Here is a 16980-nt window from a genome sequence, read left to right as displayed (position 1 = left end):
CCTCCACCACCAAACCTAACCCCTCCCCCCGACGTGACACCCTGTCAGCCACTTGCCGGAAACCCTGTCGCACGGGAAACAGGCCTGTAGAGTCATGGGAACCGTTCACGAGCATTGGACACCGGATGAGGAACGCGAAGTCGTCCCCGCAGCACCTGTCAACGACCGTGCCCCCGGACGAGGTCGTCCTGCTCGACGAGGACGGGACCCCCGCGGGCTCGGCGGATCGCACATCGATCCACACCGCCGACACCCCCCTGCATCTCGCGTTCTCCACCTACCTGTTCAACGCGCGCGGCGAGGTCCTGCTCACGCGCCGCGCCCTGGGCAAGCGGACCTGGCCGGGGGTGTGGACCAACTCCTGCTGCGGCCATCCCCGCCCCGGCGAGGACATCGAGGACGCGGCCCGACGCCGGATCCGGGAGGAACTGGGCCTCCGGGTCGGGCCCCTCACCCCGCTGCTGCCGGATTTCCGCTACCGGGCGGTCGACGCGAGCGGCGTCGTCGAGAACGAGATCTGCCCGGTCTTCGGCGCCGTGGTCATCGACGACGGGGTGCAGGCCGACCCCGAGGAGGTCGCCGAGTACGTCTGGGCACCCTGGGATGCCGTGTGTGCCGCGGTCGCCGCCACCCCGCAGGTCTACAGCCCCTGGAGTGCCCTCCAGATCCCTCTCATCGTCGAACGCCACCCCTATCCGGGCGCTCCTGTCACCGACCATTCCTCCCCCGACCCAGCGGCGGCGTTTCACGACGTGGAGGTGTTGTTGGCCGCGGAGGTCGCCGGTCTGGAGGAGCGATGGCGGGCTCACGTCGCCGACGCAGGACTCGACGTGCTCCCCGCGGATCTCCCACGCTGGCTGGGCGACCTGCTGCTCGGCGGCGGCAAGCGCATCCGGGTGACGATGACCTACTGGGGGTTCATCGCCCTCGGCGGGGTCCACGGTGCGGTCGGGTACCACCGGATGATCCGGGCGGCCGCCGCCCTGGAGATCCTCCACCTGTTCGCCCTCATCCACGACGACGTGATGGATCGTTCCCGGTCCAGGCGCGGCCGCCCCTCGGCCCACGCCGATGCCACCGACTGGCACCTGTCCGCCACGGCCGGGGGCTCGTCGGAACTCTTCGGGAACAACATGGCCATCCTCCTCGGCGATCTGGCCCACGCCGTGGCTGACCACCTCATCGGTGACCTTCCGACCGGGTTCCGGGAGCTGTGGCACGACCTGTCGGTGGAACTCATCGCCGGCCAGCGTGCCGATCTCACCGGCTCCGCCGCGGGACGACGGGACCGGGGGCACGCCGAGCACGTGGCCCGCACCAAGTCCGGCCGGTACACCGTCACCCGCCCGCTGCAGCTGGGCGCGATCGCCGCCGGGGCCCCCGTCGACGCCCTCACGGATTTCGGCGACCACCTCGGCCAGGCGTTCGCGCTGCGCGACGACCAGCTGGGGGTCTGGGGCGACCCCGAGGTCACGGGGAAACCGGCAGGTGATGACCTCCTCGAGGCCAAACCGACGGTGCTGCTGTCCCTGGCACATGACCGCCTCACCGGGGCCGAGGCGGAGTTGCTGCGTCGAGTCGGCGGCCCCGATTTCGGCTCCGACGACGTGTCCCGCCTCGCCGAGGCGATGCGCCGGGTGGGGATCGCCGAGGAGGTCGAAGGTCTCATCTCGGACGAGGTGGAGGCGGCCTTCCGCTGCCTCGACGACCTGGAACTTGCCCCGGAAGGGGTGGCAGGGCTGCGCGAGGCGGCCCAGCGGATCGCCTGGAGGTCATCATGACGGAGCGTCGCCATCATGTGGTCGTCGTCGGGGCCGGGCTCTCAGGTCTCGCGGCCGCCCTCCATCTTGCCGGGGACGGGCATCGCGTCACCGTGCTGGAACGCGAACCGGTGCCCGGGGGGCGCAACGGCTCCTTGGAGCGAGACGGGTTCCGCTTCGACACCGGACCCGTGGTGTTCACGATGCTGTCGCTGCTCGAGGAGGCCTTCGCCGCGGTGGGGTGCTCGTCGAACGAGTACGTCTCGCTGCGGCTCCTGGACCCCGCCTATCACACCTTCTTCGCCGATGCCGAACCAATGCGGATCCGCCCGGGCCACGAGGCCATGCGCGAGGAGATCCTTCAGCAGTGCGGACCGCGCGACGCGACCGCCTTCGACGACTTCGTCGTGTGGTTGCGGAGGCTGTACGAGGTCGAGATGCCACATTTCATCGACCGGAACTTCCAGACCCCGCTCGGGTTGCTGCGTTCCCCCCGGGCCGCCCTCGAGTTGCTGCGGCTGGGCGGCCTGCGACGCCTGGGGCCGGAGGTCGCGCGACGCTTCGAGGACCCCCGACTGCACCGGGTGTTCAGCTTCCAGGCCATGTACGCGGGACTCGCCCCGTCCCAGGCCCTCGCCCTGTACGCGGTCATCACCTACATGGACTCCATCGAGGGGGTCTGGTTCCCCGACGGCGGGATGCACGCGGTGCCCCGGGCGATGGCCGCGGCGGCCGAGGACGCCGGAGTGCGATTCCGCTGGTCGACCCCCGTCGAGGCGGTGCGGCGCCGCGCGGACGGCCGGGTCATAGGGGTGGAGCTGGCCGACGAGGAACTGGTGGCTGCCGACGCCGTGGTGGTGACGACGGATCTGCCCGTCGCCTACGAACGGCTGCTGCCGGGGCTGACCCCGCGGCGTCGGGTCAGGAGGGGACGGTTCTCCCCCAGCGCGGTGGTGTGGCACGCGGGCGTGCGCGGCTCGCTCCCGGACGGCGTCGGCCACCACAACATCCACTTCGGGAGGGCCTGGGACAGTGCCTTCGAGGATCTGCTGCGTCGCGGTGTCCCGATGGCGGACCCCTCCCGGTTCGTCGCCGTGCCCTCCCTCGACGACCTGGACGCCGCCCCGGAGGGCCACCACACGCTGTACGTGCTGGAGCCGGTCCCGAACCTCAACATCGGCCGGATCGACTGGGACCGGGAGGCCACGGCCCTCAGGGAGCGGATGCTCGACTTCCTGACGGAGTTCGGCTACCCGGTGGACGTGGTCACGGAGCAGCTGGTCACCCCCGCGGACTGGCAGGCCGAGGGCATGGCGGCGGGGACCCCGTTCGCCCTGGCCCACACCTTCTTCCAGAGCGGCCCGTTCCGTCCCCGCAACGTGGACCGTCGTGTCCCCGGACTGGTCTTCGCCGGATCCGGGACCACCCCGGGGGTGGGGATCCCGATGGTGCTGATCTCGGGCAAGCTCGCCGCCCGCAGGGTGCGTGAGGTGCTGGCATGAGCAGGCTCGACGACGGGTACCGTCGCTGCGCCGAGCTGACGCAGCGACACGGCACCACCTACTACTGGGGGACGCTGCTGCTGCCGAGGCGGCAGCGTCGCGACGTGTTCACCGTCTACGCGCTGTGCCGCCTGGCGGATGACATCGTCGACGAGCCCCACGTGGTGCAGCCCAGCGACACGGCCGTGCCCCGCGACGGGACGCCCGAGGATCGTCTCCGGGCGTTCCGGGCCACCTTCTTCGACGCACTGGCCCGGGGGGACGCCGACCAACCCGTCATGGCGGCGATCGTCGAGAGCATCAATCGTCGCGGCACCGATCCGGAGTGCTTCGAGCGGTTCTTCGACGCCATGGCGGCGGACCTGACCCACACCACATGGCAGACCTGGGACGACCTCCTCCACGGCTACATGGAGGGATCGGCCGCCGTGATCGGGGAGATGATGCTGCCGGTGCTCGAGCCCTGCACCCCGGAGGCGAAGGGGCCGGCGCGGGCGCTGGGGCAGGCGTTCCAGCTCACCAATTTCCTCCGGGACGTCGGCGAGGACCTCGATCGGGGCCGCGTCTACCTGCCGCAGGAGGACCTGGCGCGCCACGGCGCGGATCCGTGGCTGCGTCGGGTGACACCCGAGTGGCGGACGATGATGGCCGAGCAGGTGGCACGCAACCGGGCCCTCTACGACGACGCCCTGCCCGGGTTGGCCATGCTGCCGCCAGCGTCGCGACGCTGCGTCGGCACGGCGCTGGTGCTGTACCGCCGCATCCTCGACCTCATCGAGGGGGCGGACCATGACGTCTTCACCGAAAGACTGCGGGTGCCGGATGTCCAGAAGGCCGGGTTGATGCTGCGCGCGATGCTCCGGCTACCGCTTGGGGTCAGCTGATACTGAGCCTGAGCCCGGTGAGGGCGTAGCCCTCGATGAGGTCGTCCCAGCCGATGACGGGCGCGCTCAGCAGTTCGGCCTTCGGGAGCAGCCGGACCAGCAGGGCATCGGCCTCGGCGAGGGCCAGCGGTTGACCGGGGCACTTGTGGGCACCGTCACCGAAGGTGAGACCCGTCGCATCAACACCTCGGGGCATCGGACGTCCCGGATGCAGCTGGAAGGGGCAGGTACCGACCGCCTCGGAGTCGGTGTTGGTGTCCCTCGTGGAGACGTCGATGAGGTCCCCCTCCTGCGCGGTGACGACGGTGTCGCCGTCGCTGAGGTCGAATGGTTCCACCACGCGACGGTAGAGGTGCCCGACCACCGGTTCGAGCCGGAGGATCTCCGCGAGGATCGACAGGCGTTCCGGCTCCTCGGCCGCCAGGTAGCGTCGCAGGAGGTCCGGGTCGTCGAGGAGATGCCAGGCCGCCATGGAGATGAACTCGCGGGTCGTCACCATCCCGGCCGTGCCGTAGGTGACGCATTCGACGAGGATGTCGGCGTTCGAGTAACCCTCGGCGATGAGATGACTGATGATGTCCTCCCGCGGTTCCCGTCGCCGCGCCCTGATCGCTCGACGCACATCCGCCCAGTGGAACCGCAGCACGGGAACGACGCCGTTGACCGCTGCCCGGATCCAGTCGCGGCGGGTGCGTCCCAGGTCGGGGCGGGTGATGTCGAGAGGCGGCTGGTTGAAGAAGGACACCAGCCGCGTCGCCATGTCCGGGATCGAGGACTCGGTGAGCCCGACGACCTCCGCGGTGACCTCGACGGTGTAGAGCAGGGCGAGGTCGCTGAGGTCGAACTCCCCGGCGGCGCGGGCCTCGTCGAGGAGCCGCTCAGCGACCTCCTTCATGAGGCCGCCGTAGCGCGACGCCACCACCTTCGGCGCGAAGAACCTGCCGACCTTGCGGCGTTGCTCGTCGTGGAGGGGGCCGTCGGAGATGAGGATCGGGTGGTGTCTGAACAGGCCCTTGGGGATGAACTCGGCGGTGAAGCCGGCCTGCATGGTGCGGTGACGTTCCCGCAGCGCCTGGCGGGCGGCGGCGAGGGAACGGATCCGGATGACGCGGCCGTCACGTTCGAGTCGGGGGCCGGGGGCCTCCTCGGGACGCCGGGCCTTGCGGCGGTCGGTCATCGTCGTCCGGCGAGGAGCCCACGCATGGGCACGGTCCACAGGTCGACTCCGGCAACCCCCCAGTCCGACAGGAGCTGGTTGGCGGCGAGGAACCCCGTCGTGGCGGCCCGTTCCATGAGTGCCACGGGGAAGTCGCAGCGCACCCAGTCGCCCGCCAGGACCAGCCGCGGCGACGGGGTGGCCACGCCGGGGCGCTCCAGCCAGCGTTCGGGTTCGATGAGGGTGCAGTCGTCGCGGATGAGGACCTCACGGTGCAGCACCGTCGCGTCGGTCGTCTCCGGGTGGATGCGGTGGAGTTGCTCCTCAAGGCCTTCGACGACGGCGCGGGCTGCGGCCGGGTCGGTGAGGACCGCGGGGTCGCAGGCGTAGGCGTGGAGTTCCACGACCGAGCCGTCGTGGTCGGCAGCCCAGGCTGCGGCACCGGCCTCGAAACGTTCCAGCACGGAGACGTTGTCGAGCTGGCCGTAGCGGGACGTGCCGACGAAGGCGGGACGGTTCGGGTCGGCGGGCCGGTCCAGCCACAGCCGCACCACCACGAACGGTGGCGCGTTGACCGTCGCCGCCACCCGGTGCTGCCAGTCCTCGAGGCCCGGCCCCGCCAGCTGGGCGATGAGGTCGCGGGCGGCGCGGGGGTCGGCGGCGAGGACGACGGCGTCGCCACGCAGCGTCCCGTTCGGGGTGTGGACCTCGGCCACGTCGTCGTGGAGGACGATGCGCTCCGCGGTGGTGGCCGTGCGGATCTCGGCACCCCACCCGGTCAGGTAACGGCCGAGCGGGGTCCAGAGGACGGTGTCGTAGTCGTCGTCGGGGACGTCGAAGAGCAGGCCCTCTGCGGAGCCGATGAAGTAGGTGTGGAACATGGCGACGAGTTCGCCGGCGCTGAACCGCCTGGGGTCGGCGAAGAAGGATCGGGCGAAGACCTCGAGCGCCAGGTCGCGGGCGCCCTCGGGGAAACGCAGCCGGTCGAGGAAGGCGGCGGCCGACTCCCCGTCGTAGCGGGAGTACGTGTCGGGGAAGCGGACCTGCATGAGCTCAAGCGCGGAGCGGACATCCACCCCCAGCAGCGAGCGGAGGGTGAAGGCGGGGCTGCGGAACACGAACTGCATCACCGACCACGGCGGGGTACGAACCAGTCCTGTGAAGGAGTCACGGAGCCCGTCAGGGCGCTGGAGCGGGTAGTCCGGGACGGGGACGAGATGGCTCAGGTCCGGGTCGGTCCGGCGCAGCAGGGAGCGGAGGTTGTAGTACTGCCGGAAGAAGGCGTGGAAGCCACGGCTCATGGTGCGGGAGTCGTCGAGGGGCCAGGCGGCGACGCGCCCGCCAAGCCGTTCGGTCGTCTCGAGGAGGGTGACCCGGACCCGGCGTTCAGCCAGGGCTGTGGCCGCGGCGATCCCCGCGATGCCGCCGCCGACGACGATGACGTCGCGGTGCCCGTCGAGGTGCGGGGCCCCCTTCGGGCCCGGGTGGCGGACGGCTCGTCGATCCCGGCCTGGACGTGGCGCGGTCATCATGACTCCTTGGGTTTGTGGGCGACGACGGTGTGCAGGATGCCTCGCTGCCATCCTGACGCGGTGGTGTGGGCGATGTCGACGAAACCGGCACGCTCGAGGCGACGGGCGAAGGCGGTGACGCCGTCGAAGTGGCGCACGCTGCGCCACAGGTAGTGGTAGAGCCCCGGGTTGCGGTCGATGACGGTGCCGAGCGGCAGGATGACCCCCCAGCTGACAAGGCTCCACACCAGACGTGCGATCCGGCTGTCCGCCACCGAGTACTCCTGGGCGACGAGGACGCCACCGGGGCGGAGCAACGTGAAGACCTCCTGCACCGAGCGGTCCCGTTGGGGCTCGGGGACGTTGCGGAAGAGGTAGCAGGCGAGGATGCCGTCGTGTCCCCCGTCGAGGGTGGTCGGGTCGAGCTGCCCCGCCACGCCTGAGCGGAACCGGACCCGGTCCGGCCAGGCCTTCGCGCGGGCCTGGGCGAGCATGCCGGGTGAGGCGTCGACGCCGACGATGCGGGCGGCGTCGGGGGCCGCGTCGAGCAGGGCCCGGGTCGAGGCGCCGGAGCCGCAGCCGAGGTCGAGGAGGGAGGGTCCGCTGGCCGCGTCGATCCGTTCGATGAGATGACCGGCTGCCCGACGGAGTTCCCGGTGATAGCCGGGGTTGAGGGAGACCAGGAGGTCGTAGCGGGCGGCGCCTCGATCGAAGGCGGCGGTCGTCGGGGAGGTCACGGGGCTGCTCCGGAGCGGCGACCGGCCTTGACCCAGACGAGGATGGTGAGGGTGACCATGGCCCAGCCGAATCCGAAGTCCTCCACCGGGATGTCCCAGGGGAAACGCAGCCCGGCGTGGTGTTCGGGGTTGTAGCGGACGATGGGGGCGGAGAGTTTCGTCAGCCAGCCGTCGACGAGCACCTGGAAGAACACGACGATGGCGATGGCCAGCCAGTACTGCAGGGTCCGGAAGATGCCGGTGCGCAGCCACAGGAGTTCGAGCAGCGCGACGGCGATCACCGCGATGACGGTGAGGAGGGTGTACTCAGGCATCGTCGTCTCCTCGGAGGCGACGCAGGACGTGACCGACTCCTTCGTAGGTCAGCAACCCGCAGATCGGGATGACGAGGAAGAACACGAGTTCCTCCAAGGGCATGGGGCCGAGCATGATCCCGGTGGTGTATGTGGGGCTGTAGTCCCAGTGGTTGCGGGCGATGCCGAGGAGATCCCAGGCGATGAACACAACGAGGGTGGGCAGCATGGCCAGGGCGAGCCGGAGCGGGCGGCGGTAGACCCGGGCCCTGAGGATGAACTCCAGTGGCAGGGTGATGAGTACGCAGCCACCCATCAGGATCAGGTACTGGTAGGGATCCACACGTCCTCCTCACGACCGGACGAGCAACGATCCGACGGCGTCGTCGTCACGGTGTGTCACCCAGCTTACGACTCAGAGCGGAGTTCGTCCTGGATGTCGCGGATCGTCGCGGCAAGCGTCCCGGTGGCCAGGAGTCCCTTGCCCAACGGGCCGGACGGGTCCTCACCGAGCAGCGGGAGTCTCGCCAGGGCGGCCCTGACCTGAGGGGTCATGTGGTCCAGTTGCCAACGCACCTCGTCGCGGCGGGCCCTTTCGGCGTCCGCCGCACCGAGCGACGCCGCTTTGGCGGCGTAGGCCGCGGCCCCGAGGGCATGGGCCGCCATGTGTGCGACGGCGGAGGCCTGCCCGGCGGCCCAGACCGCGGCCTTGGCGGCCGGTCCGGTGGCGGCAGCGGCGGCACGACTGGCCTCGAAGCGTCGCCGGATGACCTCAGCCGCCCCGAGTTCACCCCGACCGAAGGCACGGGCCCGCTCGATGCCGTCGCGGGGGCGGGGGTCGTCGGGGATCTCGGTCTCGAACACGTGGAGCACCCTGTCGGCGCAGTCCGCGGCCCACGAGGCCACCAGCCGCCGTTGCGCCTCGGTGAGGGTCTGGGGAGATGTGGCCATCGATGCTCCGATCACTGGGGTTGGGATGGCGGGACGGGGACCACGACGATCTCCACCTCGAAGCCTTCGGTGTTCTCAAGGTACAGGGCTGTGCTGTCCGGGCCTCCGGCGTGGGGGTAGCGGTCGGGGAAGAGGTGAGCCCATCCCCGGTGCGGCGCCTCGTCGCGGAGCCGATCGAGCAGGTCGCGATCGGGGGCGGTCAGCGCCAGATGGTTGAGGCCTGCGTGCATCCGGTCGAGGGGCCCCGAGACGGCCGGGGACTGTTCCAGCACGAGGTACTCCCCCGTCGCCGCCCGCCAGATCATGCCGGAATCCCAGCCGGGCACCGGGTCCGGCTCCCACCCGAGGGAGGTGAGAAGCCACTCGAACTGCGGGCGGCTGGCCTCAAGGTCGGTGGTCCACAACTCGATGTGATGGATCGCAGGCGCCATGGGGTGATGCTACCGAGCAGCCTCTGAGCAGCCGCAAAACGGTATAGCAAGTCGGTGCAAAACGGTATAGTAAGCGACATGATCCCTTGTGAACCCCCCTTTATCGGAGGGGCCGTCAGCCCCCCGGGGGTACGCGGGAACCAACCAGCCGGCCAGGGCCAGGTGCTTCACTGCTGCCTGAATGGGCCTCCCGGGCCGGGGTGGGCGAACCTGGGACAAGACAGGCGAAACCACCACGGTCACGAATCGCCGTCCTGCTTCGATGTCAGCGGTGACATCGCGGGCTCACCGAAGCAAAACGGCGATTCGTGACCATCCTTCAACCATCCCGTCCCGCCACCCTCCCACTCCCTCCCACCGGCCCCCTCACCCCACTGATTCGCCTGCCTTGGATCGGAAACGCCTGCCTTCTTTCACTTCGCCTGCCAAACAAGACAGGCGAGCCGCCGTTAAGGCAGGCGAGCCACACCCAACACAGGCGAACCCGCGTTAAGACAGGCGAAGCCACCATGGTCATGGATCGCTTCTCAACACCGGCGAGCACGCCCACCGTCGTCGCGACGGGGTCGCGGTGGTTCCGCTGGCGCTGCTGGGGTTGTGAGACGAGAATGAGAGCTGAACTTGACGGCCTTCGGCTGGGAGGAATGGAGCGATGATGAATGACCTCAGCGATCTGCCCAATGTCGGACCGGTGCTGGCACGGGCCCTCAAGGAGGCGGGAATCGACACACCGGCGAAGCTAACCGAGCTGGGCAGCGTCGAGGCATGGTGGCGCATTCACCCCACCTTCGACTGCATGCATTCCCTGTTCGCCCTCGAAGGCGCGATCCAGGGAATCCCCAAGAGTCTGCTCGACGAGGAGACCCGACGCCGCCTGCGAGAGGATGCCAACCGCGGGTGAGCTGTCGCCGCGGAGGTTCCGTCTGCGCACGGTTCACCGCACCTGCGCGGCGGAGCGGATGCCGAGGACCACCAGGACGGCCCCGCCGATCCGGTTGATTCGTCGGGACCATGCGATGCGGTCGAACCGTTTGGAGAGGACCGTGAGACCAGTCGCCCAGAGTCCGAGCCACAGCACCATCACGAGGATGTGGACCGCCCCAAGCTGCACCATGGCCGCGACACCGGCCTGGCTGGCACTGAGGAACTGAGGCGCCAGGGTGAGATAGACGGCCGCCGCCTTGACGTTGAGAACGTTGGCGACGAAGGCGCGCCGCCCTTGGGCCCAAGCCGAACGGCGGGACGTATCGCTCCCCCGTGGCGACGACGCCGCTCCGGCCCCGAACCAGAGCCAGAGGCCAAGCCCGATCAGGTAAACAGCCCCTGCCAGTCGGAGGAGCCGGTAGAGCTCGGCGGACTGCATCACCACGGCGGCGAGACCTACGCCAGCGAGAACGGCGTGGGTGATGATCCCAACAGCCGTACCTGCGATGCATGCCCACGCACCGGTCCTGTCCCCGACCATGCCGCGGGCACTGACGAGGGTGAAGCTGGCTCCCGGGGTCAGGACGAGAGGGGCAACGGCCAGAGCGAATCCCACCAACGCGACGAACTCGATCACGCACCCAGTATGACCGGAGGGATCCGGGGATCACTCCATGGCGAGAAGCGAACGACGACACTCGACAGATCCTCAGGACCACGATGGACCCTCTCACACACGGGGCGGGAAGTCCCCTGACTCTCACGTCGTCTCGTCGCCCATCCGATAAAGCTCGAGGGTCCGTTTCAGGTGATCGACGAGTTCAGCACGCACCTCCTCGGGCTCGTCGACCCGCACATCAGGGCCGAGGCGCAGCAACACCGTCACCGCGTGAAGCCTGTCCATGAACTCGACTCGGACGGCCTCCCACCCTTTTCCCGGCGGCTGGGTGGAACTCGTCGAGGGCTCCACCCTGATCGCCCATTCCTCGGCATCCGCTCTCCGTTCCCCCGCCAACCAGCCCGTCACCGTGACCGGGTCAAATCGCTTGAGGAAGCGGTCACGATGTTCCCGCCACGTGGCGGCGACATCCACGACATCCTCTGAGCAGGGGGATTCGAGCAGCTCGGCCGCCACCACCCTGGCCGCCTTGAGGAAACGCACCTCTCCCGCCACCCCCGCACACAGATACCAGTCGCTGCCCGCGCTCACCAGACCATGCGGTTCAACGACGAGATCCCGCCGCCTCCCCGCCTGCCGGGACTGGTACGTGAGCCGCAGTCGTCGTCGGGAGAACACCGCGGCCTGGATCGTGGCGAAGTCCGCTCCGGGTCGGGTCGCTTCAGGTTTGGGCAGCCAGCCCTGAGGGTCGACGACGAGCCGGGACGCCACGTCGAGGCTCGAGGGGCGTCGGGCATCAGGGATCGCCGCCAGTAGTTTCCGGGCCCCCGAGACCAGAGCGTCCCTCAGTCCGAGCGCCTCCGCGCCCCAGGGCGAGAGGGCCGCAAAGATCGCCCGGCTCTCGTCGTCGCTCAGGGCGGTCACCTCGGTCCTGTACCCGGGCAGCAATCTGACACCGCCCCTGGGACCTCGTTCACAGTAGACGGGGACTCCGGCGACCGAGAGCGCCTCGACGTCGCGCAACACGGTCCGCCTGGAGACCTCCAACCGCGCGGCCAACTCCGCACTGGACAGTCCGCCGTGGATGCGCAGCAGCCAGATCATCGACAGCAACCGATCCGCTCTCATGGCACTGACCCTGCCAGAGATACATGACAGGAGGCGTCCTCATTGGCTTCTACGTTCGGTGGCACCGTCGAGATCGAAAGGACACTCCCATGACCGTCTTCAGCCCGAACAGCGTGATCCTCTACGTCGATGACGTCACGGTGAGCACGGACTTCTACCGGCATGCGCTCGGCTGCGACCCGATCGAGACCTTCGAGGACTTCAGCGTGTTCCCGCTGGGGGAAGGGGTCGTCCTGGGCCTGCAGACCCGCAGCGAGATCGACCCGAAGGCCGCGGGTGCACCGGGGAGCGTTGAACTGTCCATGAGCCGAGCCACCCGAGAGGAGGTCGACGAGTTGTACCGGGCGTGGTCACGGAAGGACATCCCCATGGCACTGGATCCCACCGAACTCGACTTCGGCTACACCTTCGTCGCGACGGATCCCGACGGGCATCGGCTCCGCGTCTGCGCCACGGACACATCCAACCTCTGACCCACAGCTGCGCGCTGCACCCACGAGATCCCCTGCACATGCGCGGAGCGCCACCGCCAAGAGCGCACTCTTGGGCAATCCTCCGCGCAGTGGCAGGAGTTCGCTCCCTACACTCGTCCGGGTGAGCGAGGAGATCTGTCTTGCCGGTGGCTGCCTGTGGGGTGTGCAGGCATTCGTCGCCACCCTGCCCGGGGTCGTCTGGACCGAGGCCGGGCGGGCCAACGGCGCGACCGACAGCCTCGAGGGTCCCTACGACGGCTACGCCGAATGCGTTCGCACCCGCTTCGACCCGACCCGCACCAGCGTCACCCGACTGGTCCAGCACCTGTTCGAGATCATCGACCCCTACAGCATCAACCAGCAGGGCCCCGACATCGGGGAGAAGTACCGCACGGGCGTCTACTCACGTGATCCAGCCCATCTGGCCGAGGCCAGGGCATACATCGACGGCCGCAGCGACGCAGCCCGCATCGCTGTCGAGGTCCTCCCCCTGACCAGCTACATCCGCAGCGCCGAGGAACATCAGCACCGGCTGGCCCGCTGCCCCGATGACATCTGCCACATCCCAGCAGAGTTACTGACGAAGTACCGACGGTGACCCCACACCACGAGGGCTCTGCCCTTCCAGGAACACCTCGCCGACCGTGTGCTCACGGTGGTCGCCACGCAAGGCTTCCAGGGCACCCTGCGAGATCTGCTCATGGGTCAGCCAGGTGCGACCCGCCCCGTCGAACGTGCTGCCCAGATAGACCTCACAGAGGCTGCCCGCACGGGGCTTCCGGGACACCCGGGCCCTGTCCCGGGGGTCACCGCTGGAACTCCCCCACAACCGGACCACCCGCGTGGCCTCGGACAACAGGGGATCGATCTCCACGGTCACGGCGTCACGGTGCGGCTGATGCACCCACAGGATGACGGCGAGCCCGTCACGGCCGGCGACGGCATCCCTGCAGCGCTGCCCGTACTCGGCAGGACGCACCCAGTCGGCATCGACCGCGGTCAGGCCATCCGGCAGGTCAGCGAAGGCTCGACTTGGCACGTCGCGCCACGACAACGACGTGCTCGCCCGCACGGAGGAGTTCTTCGACGGCAGGTCGCAGCATTCCCGTCCCACCCAGCACGAGGACCACTCCCCGTCGGCCGTGCTGCCTGGATCGCGTCGCGGGGGTTTCTCCCACGGCATCCTCCCATCCACCGGTCAGGACTCTGGGTCACGTCGTGTCGTCGCAGACCTGGCTCCGGTCCCCCAGTGTGTAGTGGATCTCGCCTCACTCCACCGTACTCACGCCCGGCGCCGCTCTTTCAGCGCCCGACGCATCGCGCGGCGAATCATGCTGTGTGATTGCGAGTTCTTCAGCAGTTCCTGGTAGGTCACACCGTCTCTGTCAGCGCGCAGCCAGTCCAGACACGCCCGAGTCTCGACCTTCAGATCATCGCTACCCATTTCATCGCACCACTCTTCGATGAGATCGGCTTCCTCGTAGAAAGCGACGGTTTGTTCCTGGAAGATGCGGGTGGGCACCACGACTCGGGAGCTGTAGTGCACCCAGCGCTGAAGCAGCAGGTTCACCCCGAACGGCGACAAGGAGGCCGTTCGCGCGCTCAGCAGATCAGGGGCCACCGTGTAGAGGTTGTCGAAGTTGGCTGCTTGGTGCTGGCTCTGGTTTTCCACGTCAGGGCGGATGTTGGGAAGAGGCATCAGGTTGAAGTTGCCTCTCACCCAGTCGGGTTCATCAAGTTCCTTGCGATTCGTCACCTCGGCAACGAGAACTTGCCAAGCGAGGTCAACACCATTCGTGCGCATGGAGCACGGGTGTTGCAGAACGATGACAGAGCGTGCTTTCACCTTTCCGGTCGATCCGGGTAGACGTACTCCGGTGAACACATCACCGGTGAAGATGGGGCGGGTCCCCGAGACCTCGTCGCCGCGTGCGCGGTAGAGGGCATCCCAACCCGGGACGCCCTCTGCGTACGGGGATTCGAGGTCGTGACTCAAGGTCAACCCTTCATGCGGATCGAGCGTTGGCCGTCGCCCGCATCGAAGACCTCGAAGTCTGACCGATACCGCTCACGCCAGTCGGGGTCGAACTCGGACAACAGCGCCTCGGGGTCTGCATGTCCGCTCGCGAACTCGAAGACCAGGTCCGCGCGATCGGCGCTGTACAGGGTGATCGGGGTGACGGGAGCAGACCAGGAGAGCGGCATCTCGAACCACGAAGCGATCTCATCGACCATGTAGTGCTTGGTGATCAGGTCACACGCGGCAAGTAGGCTTGCAATCCGAAAGCGGCTGTCACCAGACGCCCTCTCTCCTTTTCGCCACTTCTGGACCGCGGGCACACTGACGCCGACCATGCGCGCGATGTCGCGCCAAGCGAACCCGAGATCAGCCAGCTCCGTGAGCATTGACGTCACGCTTGCCTTACCACGTTCAGCCGCCGCGGTGCGCCACTCATCCTCATGGGTCCGTTTGTGGAGGTCGTCAGCATCATCGTGGAGCGCGCGGGCCATGCTCCGAATCCCGCCCGCCTTGGTCGTCAACAGGGGAAGTGTGGTCCTCGTTTCCGTCACGTTCTGCGGAACCGTGAAGGCACCCGCCGTGGGGCGCGATCCCAGTGCCGACTCGACAGCGGCGTTCCACACCTTTGCGTCAGTCATGTCGCAACACTTCCTCCCTCAGCCGATGGGTGATCACACTCTCGAAGACACCTCGCACCGGTTCATGCAGCGTGTCCGCCAAACCCAAGATGAGATCCACATCGAACTCGGGCACTTCGTCGGCTGCCTGCCAGAAGCTGTCGAAGTCGAGCTTGAACAGAGGCCCCGGAGGAGGCAACGGGCGGCGTAGGTCCGGAGTCGACTGCACCGCGTAGTCATTCTGCGCGCCATACCTCAACACCAGGGCTCGATCGCTGCCGCCGGAGAACACGAGGACTCCCTCACCCACCACCGGCACCAGACCCAACTCCGCGCCGACGTGCGCAGGACCCAGCAAGGAAGAGTCCACCCACTGAGCCCAGTCGGGTCCACTGCCATCATTCCCAGCGGGGACCCTGATCTCATCAATGTATCGAAGCCCGATCCGCTCGACCCCGGCCGGAGGGCCGGCCGCCAAACGGGCTTGGAGCGCGACGTCGAGCAACTCACGCATCCTGTCATAGCTGCCGTAGTCGGTGGTCTCGATCACCAAGCTTTCGGGGCGCACCGACAAGGCCGTTCGCTTGTCGCGGCTCGCCCATCTCTGGAAGCTGCTGATGACCTGCTGGTGCACGGGAGGGCCGTCTGGCCCTGCCTGCACAGAGACAGAGACCTCATCCATCTCGCTCGGCAAGGGCAGCAAGTGCTTGATCCGCCCGGACAGTTCCGCGACCTGCTTGCGATCAAGCGGCTCGCACAACGAGTGCCGCACCTCGATCGCCATCAGGACGATGGGGGTGCTCGGGTAGATCTCTCGCTCCCTCACCCCAGACATACTACCCAAGATACAACCCGTACGACAACCAACTCGGCTGAGTCATGGAGCGCGACGGTGGCTGCCCATCCTGACCACGACCATCCGACGACCGCCACTACAACGTTGAGTGCCACACCTGCACCCCACAGCTGGTCAACCTGCCTCAGGGTGCACGAAATCCGGTTCAAGGCGTTATTCACGGGGTTGAGGTGGTTGCTCTTTCCGGTTTCAGCGCCGTCTTCCCCACCGCTGGTCGAGCCGGGTCCGGAGCCCGCGGAGGTCCCGTGTCGAGACCTCCGTGGAGTGGCCGCTCAACTCGAGTTCCTGCACCGTGTGGCCAGAGGTCTCGACACGGACGGCGCGCTGGTGCGCGCGGTCCGGCTCGACCAGCGGAGAAGAAGGCCGTGAATAACACCTTCATCTTCTTTTCTCACCGGCTGAACCGGATCCAGCAACGCAGCCGTGAAGAGGACCATCGTGCCGAGACCTGGCGACGGTGTGCAGGGACTCTTACGGACGTCTCGACCAGCGGCAAGAGGGCGATGAGCAGTCTCCTCACACGGCGGGATCAAGAAAACCACCTCTTTGCGCCGCCTCGACCAGAGGTCGCGCGATCGCATCGCCAAGTTGGTCTCGCACCTGGTGCACCAGCTGCTGCACACGCTCATTCCACATGAATCCGAGGGCAGTCGTGTTCTGAATGCGTTCCGTGAAGAACGCGACGAGTTCACGGCCATGTTCGGCGAAGGGTACTTCCAGGAGCTCCCACTGAGGTGGCCGCTTGCCGAATCCGATGCCGCGCCCGTTGAAAAAGGATGCTGCCGTCGGGACGAACTCGCCCACCAGAGGAACCACGCCTGCCCAGAGTTCAAGCTCCTCAGGGGATGGGGTCCGCGGCAACCCGTCGAGACGGCGCTCCAGATGGTCCTTGAGCCACCGGCGCCACACCTCGGCCCCGTTGACATCGTCCTCGTCACGCAACGTCCTGGCGCTGGGAGCACGGCGTTTCGCGGCCCGGTACCCACGCGAGGTGATGAACCCGCCCTCAGTGTCCTGCAACGTGGTACAGAAGGTGCTCGACCCCGAACTGATCGCGATAGGTGTCGATGCAGCACGGTCATCTCGTCGAGGGGCGGCCTGGCTCCGCGGCGAAAAAC

20 protein-coding genes are annotated in these 16980 nt (G+C 68.1%); 6 read left to right on the top strand and 14 right to left on the bottom strand.

Features of this window, described 5'->3' with window-relative positions:
- Positions 1-125 precede the first annotated feature (125 nt).
- From idi to EII35_RS12850, 3 genes are read left to right on the top strand one after another with little or no spacing between them, the layout of a single operon-like run.
- Complete coding sequence (gene idi, locus EII35_RS12860; RefSeq protein WP_125228866.1) at positions 126-1781, top strand: isopentenyl-diphosphate Delta-isomerase; 1656 nt, start codon at positions 126-128, stop codon at positions 1779-1781.
- Positions 1778-3262 carry a phytoene desaturase family protein gene (crtI, locus tag EII35_RS12855; protein WP_125228865.1) on the top strand — a complete coding sequence of 495 codons (1485 nt, stop codon included), beginning with the start codon at positions 1778-1780 and terminating at the stop codon, positions 3260-3262. Before idi ends, crtI begins: the two co-directional genes overlap by 4 nt.
- Positions 3259-4146, top strand: a complete 888-nt coding sequence (locus tag EII35_RS12850; protein ID WP_125228864.1) for a phytoene/squalene synthase family protein — start codon at positions 3259-3261, stop codon at positions 4144-4146. The genes crtI and EII35_RS12850 overlap by 4 nt, the downstream gene beginning before the upstream one ends.
- Here EII35_RS12850 and EII35_RS12845 read toward each other — a convergent pair.
- The 7 genes from EII35_RS12845 to EII35_RS12815 all read right to left on the bottom strand — a co-directional run bounded on the left by EII35_RS12845 (position 4139) and on the right by EII35_RS12815 (position 9225).
- Positions 4139-5323, bottom strand: a complete 1185-nt coding sequence (locus EII35_RS12845) for a cytochrome P450 (protein ID WP_125228863.1) — start codon at positions 5321-5323, stop codon at positions 4139-4141. The genes EII35_RS12850 and EII35_RS12845 overlap by 8 nt on opposite strands.
- Positions 5320-6834, bottom strand: coding sequence for an FAD-dependent oxidoreductase (locus tag EII35_RS12840; RefSeq protein ID WP_260465127.1), 1515 nt, complete (start codon positions 6832-6834; stop codon positions 5320-5322). The genes EII35_RS12845 and EII35_RS12840 overlap by 4 nt, the downstream gene beginning before the upstream one ends.
- Entirely contained in the window at positions 6831-7550 is a 720-nt protein-coding gene (locus EII35_RS12835) for a class I SAM-dependent methyltransferase (RefSeq protein WP_125228862.1), read from the bottom strand. The genes EII35_RS12840 and EII35_RS12835 overlap by 4 nt, the downstream gene beginning before the upstream one ends.
- Positions 7547-7864, bottom strand: coding sequence for a lycopene cyclase domain-containing protein (locus EII35_RS12830; RefSeq protein ID WP_125228861.1), 318 nt, complete (start codon positions 7862-7864; stop codon positions 7547-7549). Before EII35_RS12830 ends, EII35_RS12835 begins: the two co-directional genes overlap by 4 nt.
- Positions 7857-8186: a lycopene cyclase domain-containing protein gene (locus EII35_RS12825; RefSeq protein ID WP_125228860.1), complete on the bottom strand. Its 330-nt coding sequence runs from the start codon at positions 8184-8186 to the stop codon at positions 7857-7859. Before EII35_RS12825 ends, EII35_RS12830 begins: the two co-directional genes overlap by 8 nt.
- Positions 8187-8251: 65 nt before the next feature.
- Positions 8252-8794, bottom strand: coding sequence for a putative immunity protein (locus EII35_RS12820; protein WP_125228859.1), 543 nt, complete (start codon positions 8792-8794; stop codon positions 8252-8254).
- Between the two features lie 11 nt (positions 8795-8805).
- Complete coding sequence (locus EII35_RS12815) at positions 8806-9225, bottom strand: VOC family protein (protein ID WP_125228858.1); 420 nt, start codon at positions 9223-9225, stop codon at positions 8806-8808.
- A gap of 652 nt (positions 9226-9877) precedes the next feature.
- Here EII35_RS12815 and EII35_RS12810 point away from each other — a divergent pair.
- On the top strand, positions 9878-10126 hold the full coding sequence (locus tag EII35_RS12810) for a TfoX/Sxy family protein (RefSeq protein ID WP_260465126.1): 249 nt from the start codon (positions 9878-9880) through the stop codon (positions 10124-10126).
- 33 nt (positions 10127-10159) lie between these two features.
- Here the strand turns inward: EII35_RS12810 and EII35_RS12805 are convergent, their stop codons facing one another.
- Complete coding sequence (locus EII35_RS12805) at positions 10160-10786, bottom strand: LysE family translocator (protein WP_125228857.1); 627 nt, start codon at positions 10784-10786, stop codon at positions 10160-10162.
- A 123-nt stretch (positions 10787-10909) separates the two neighbouring features.
- Entirely contained in the window at positions 10910-11896 is a 987-nt protein-coding gene (locus EII35_RS12800) for a helix-turn-helix transcriptional regulator (protein WP_125228856.1), read from the bottom strand.
- Between the two features lie 89 nt (positions 11897-11985).
- Here EII35_RS12800 and EII35_RS12795 point away from each other — a divergent pair, with 89 nt between their 5' ends.
- Positions 11986-12369, top strand: a complete 384-nt coding sequence (locus tag EII35_RS12795; protein ID WP_125228855.1) for a VOC family protein — start codon at positions 11986-11988, stop codon at positions 12367-12369.
- Between the two features lie 121 nt (positions 12370-12490).
- Positions 12491-12967, top strand: a complete 477-nt coding sequence (locus EII35_RS12790; protein WP_185744327.1) for a peptide-methionine (S)-S-oxide reductase — start codon at positions 12491-12493, stop codon at positions 12965-12967.
- Here EII35_RS12790 and EII35_RS12785 read toward each other — a convergent pair.
- From EII35_RS12785 to EII35_RS12765, 5 genes are all read right to left on the bottom strand, one after another.
- The gene (locus EII35_RS12785; protein WP_125228853.1) at positions 12944-13552 is read right to left on the bottom strand and encodes a Rossmann-fold NAD(P)-binding domain-containing protein; all 609 of its coding nucleotides are present in this window, start codon (positions 13550-13552) and stop codon (positions 12944-12946) included. The genes EII35_RS12790 and EII35_RS12785 overlap by 24 nt on opposite strands.
- Positions 13553-13651: 99 nt before the next feature.
- Positions 13652-14365 carry a hypothetical protein gene (locus tag EII35_RS12780; protein WP_125228852.1) on the bottom strand — a complete coding sequence of 238 codons (714 nt, stop codon included), beginning with the start codon at positions 14363-14365 and terminating at the stop codon, positions 13652-13654.
- Positions 14366-14367: 2 nt separating this feature from the next.
- Entirely contained in the window at positions 14368-15027 is a 660-nt protein-coding gene (locus tag EII35_RS12775; RefSeq protein WP_221739756.1) for a hypothetical protein, read from the bottom strand.
- Complete coding sequence (locus EII35_RS12770) at positions 15020-15832, bottom strand: TIGR04255 family protein (protein WP_185744326.1); 813 nt, start codon at positions 15830-15832, stop codon at positions 15020-15022. Before EII35_RS12770 ends, EII35_RS12775 begins: the two co-directional genes overlap by 8 nt.
- 546 nt (positions 15833-16378) lie before the next feature.
- The coding region (locus tag EII35_RS12765) for a hypothetical protein (RefSeq protein WP_125228850.1) at positions 16379-16980 on the bottom strand (602 nt) is incomplete at its 5' end.

It is taken from the genome of Arachnia propionica, from assembly GCF_003932785.1.
Classification (GTDB): Bacteria; Actinomycetota; Actinomycetes; order Propionibacteriales; family Propionibacteriaceae; genus Arachnia; species Arachnia propionica_B.
This window is presented reverse-complemented; position numbering and strand designations above follow the sequence as displayed.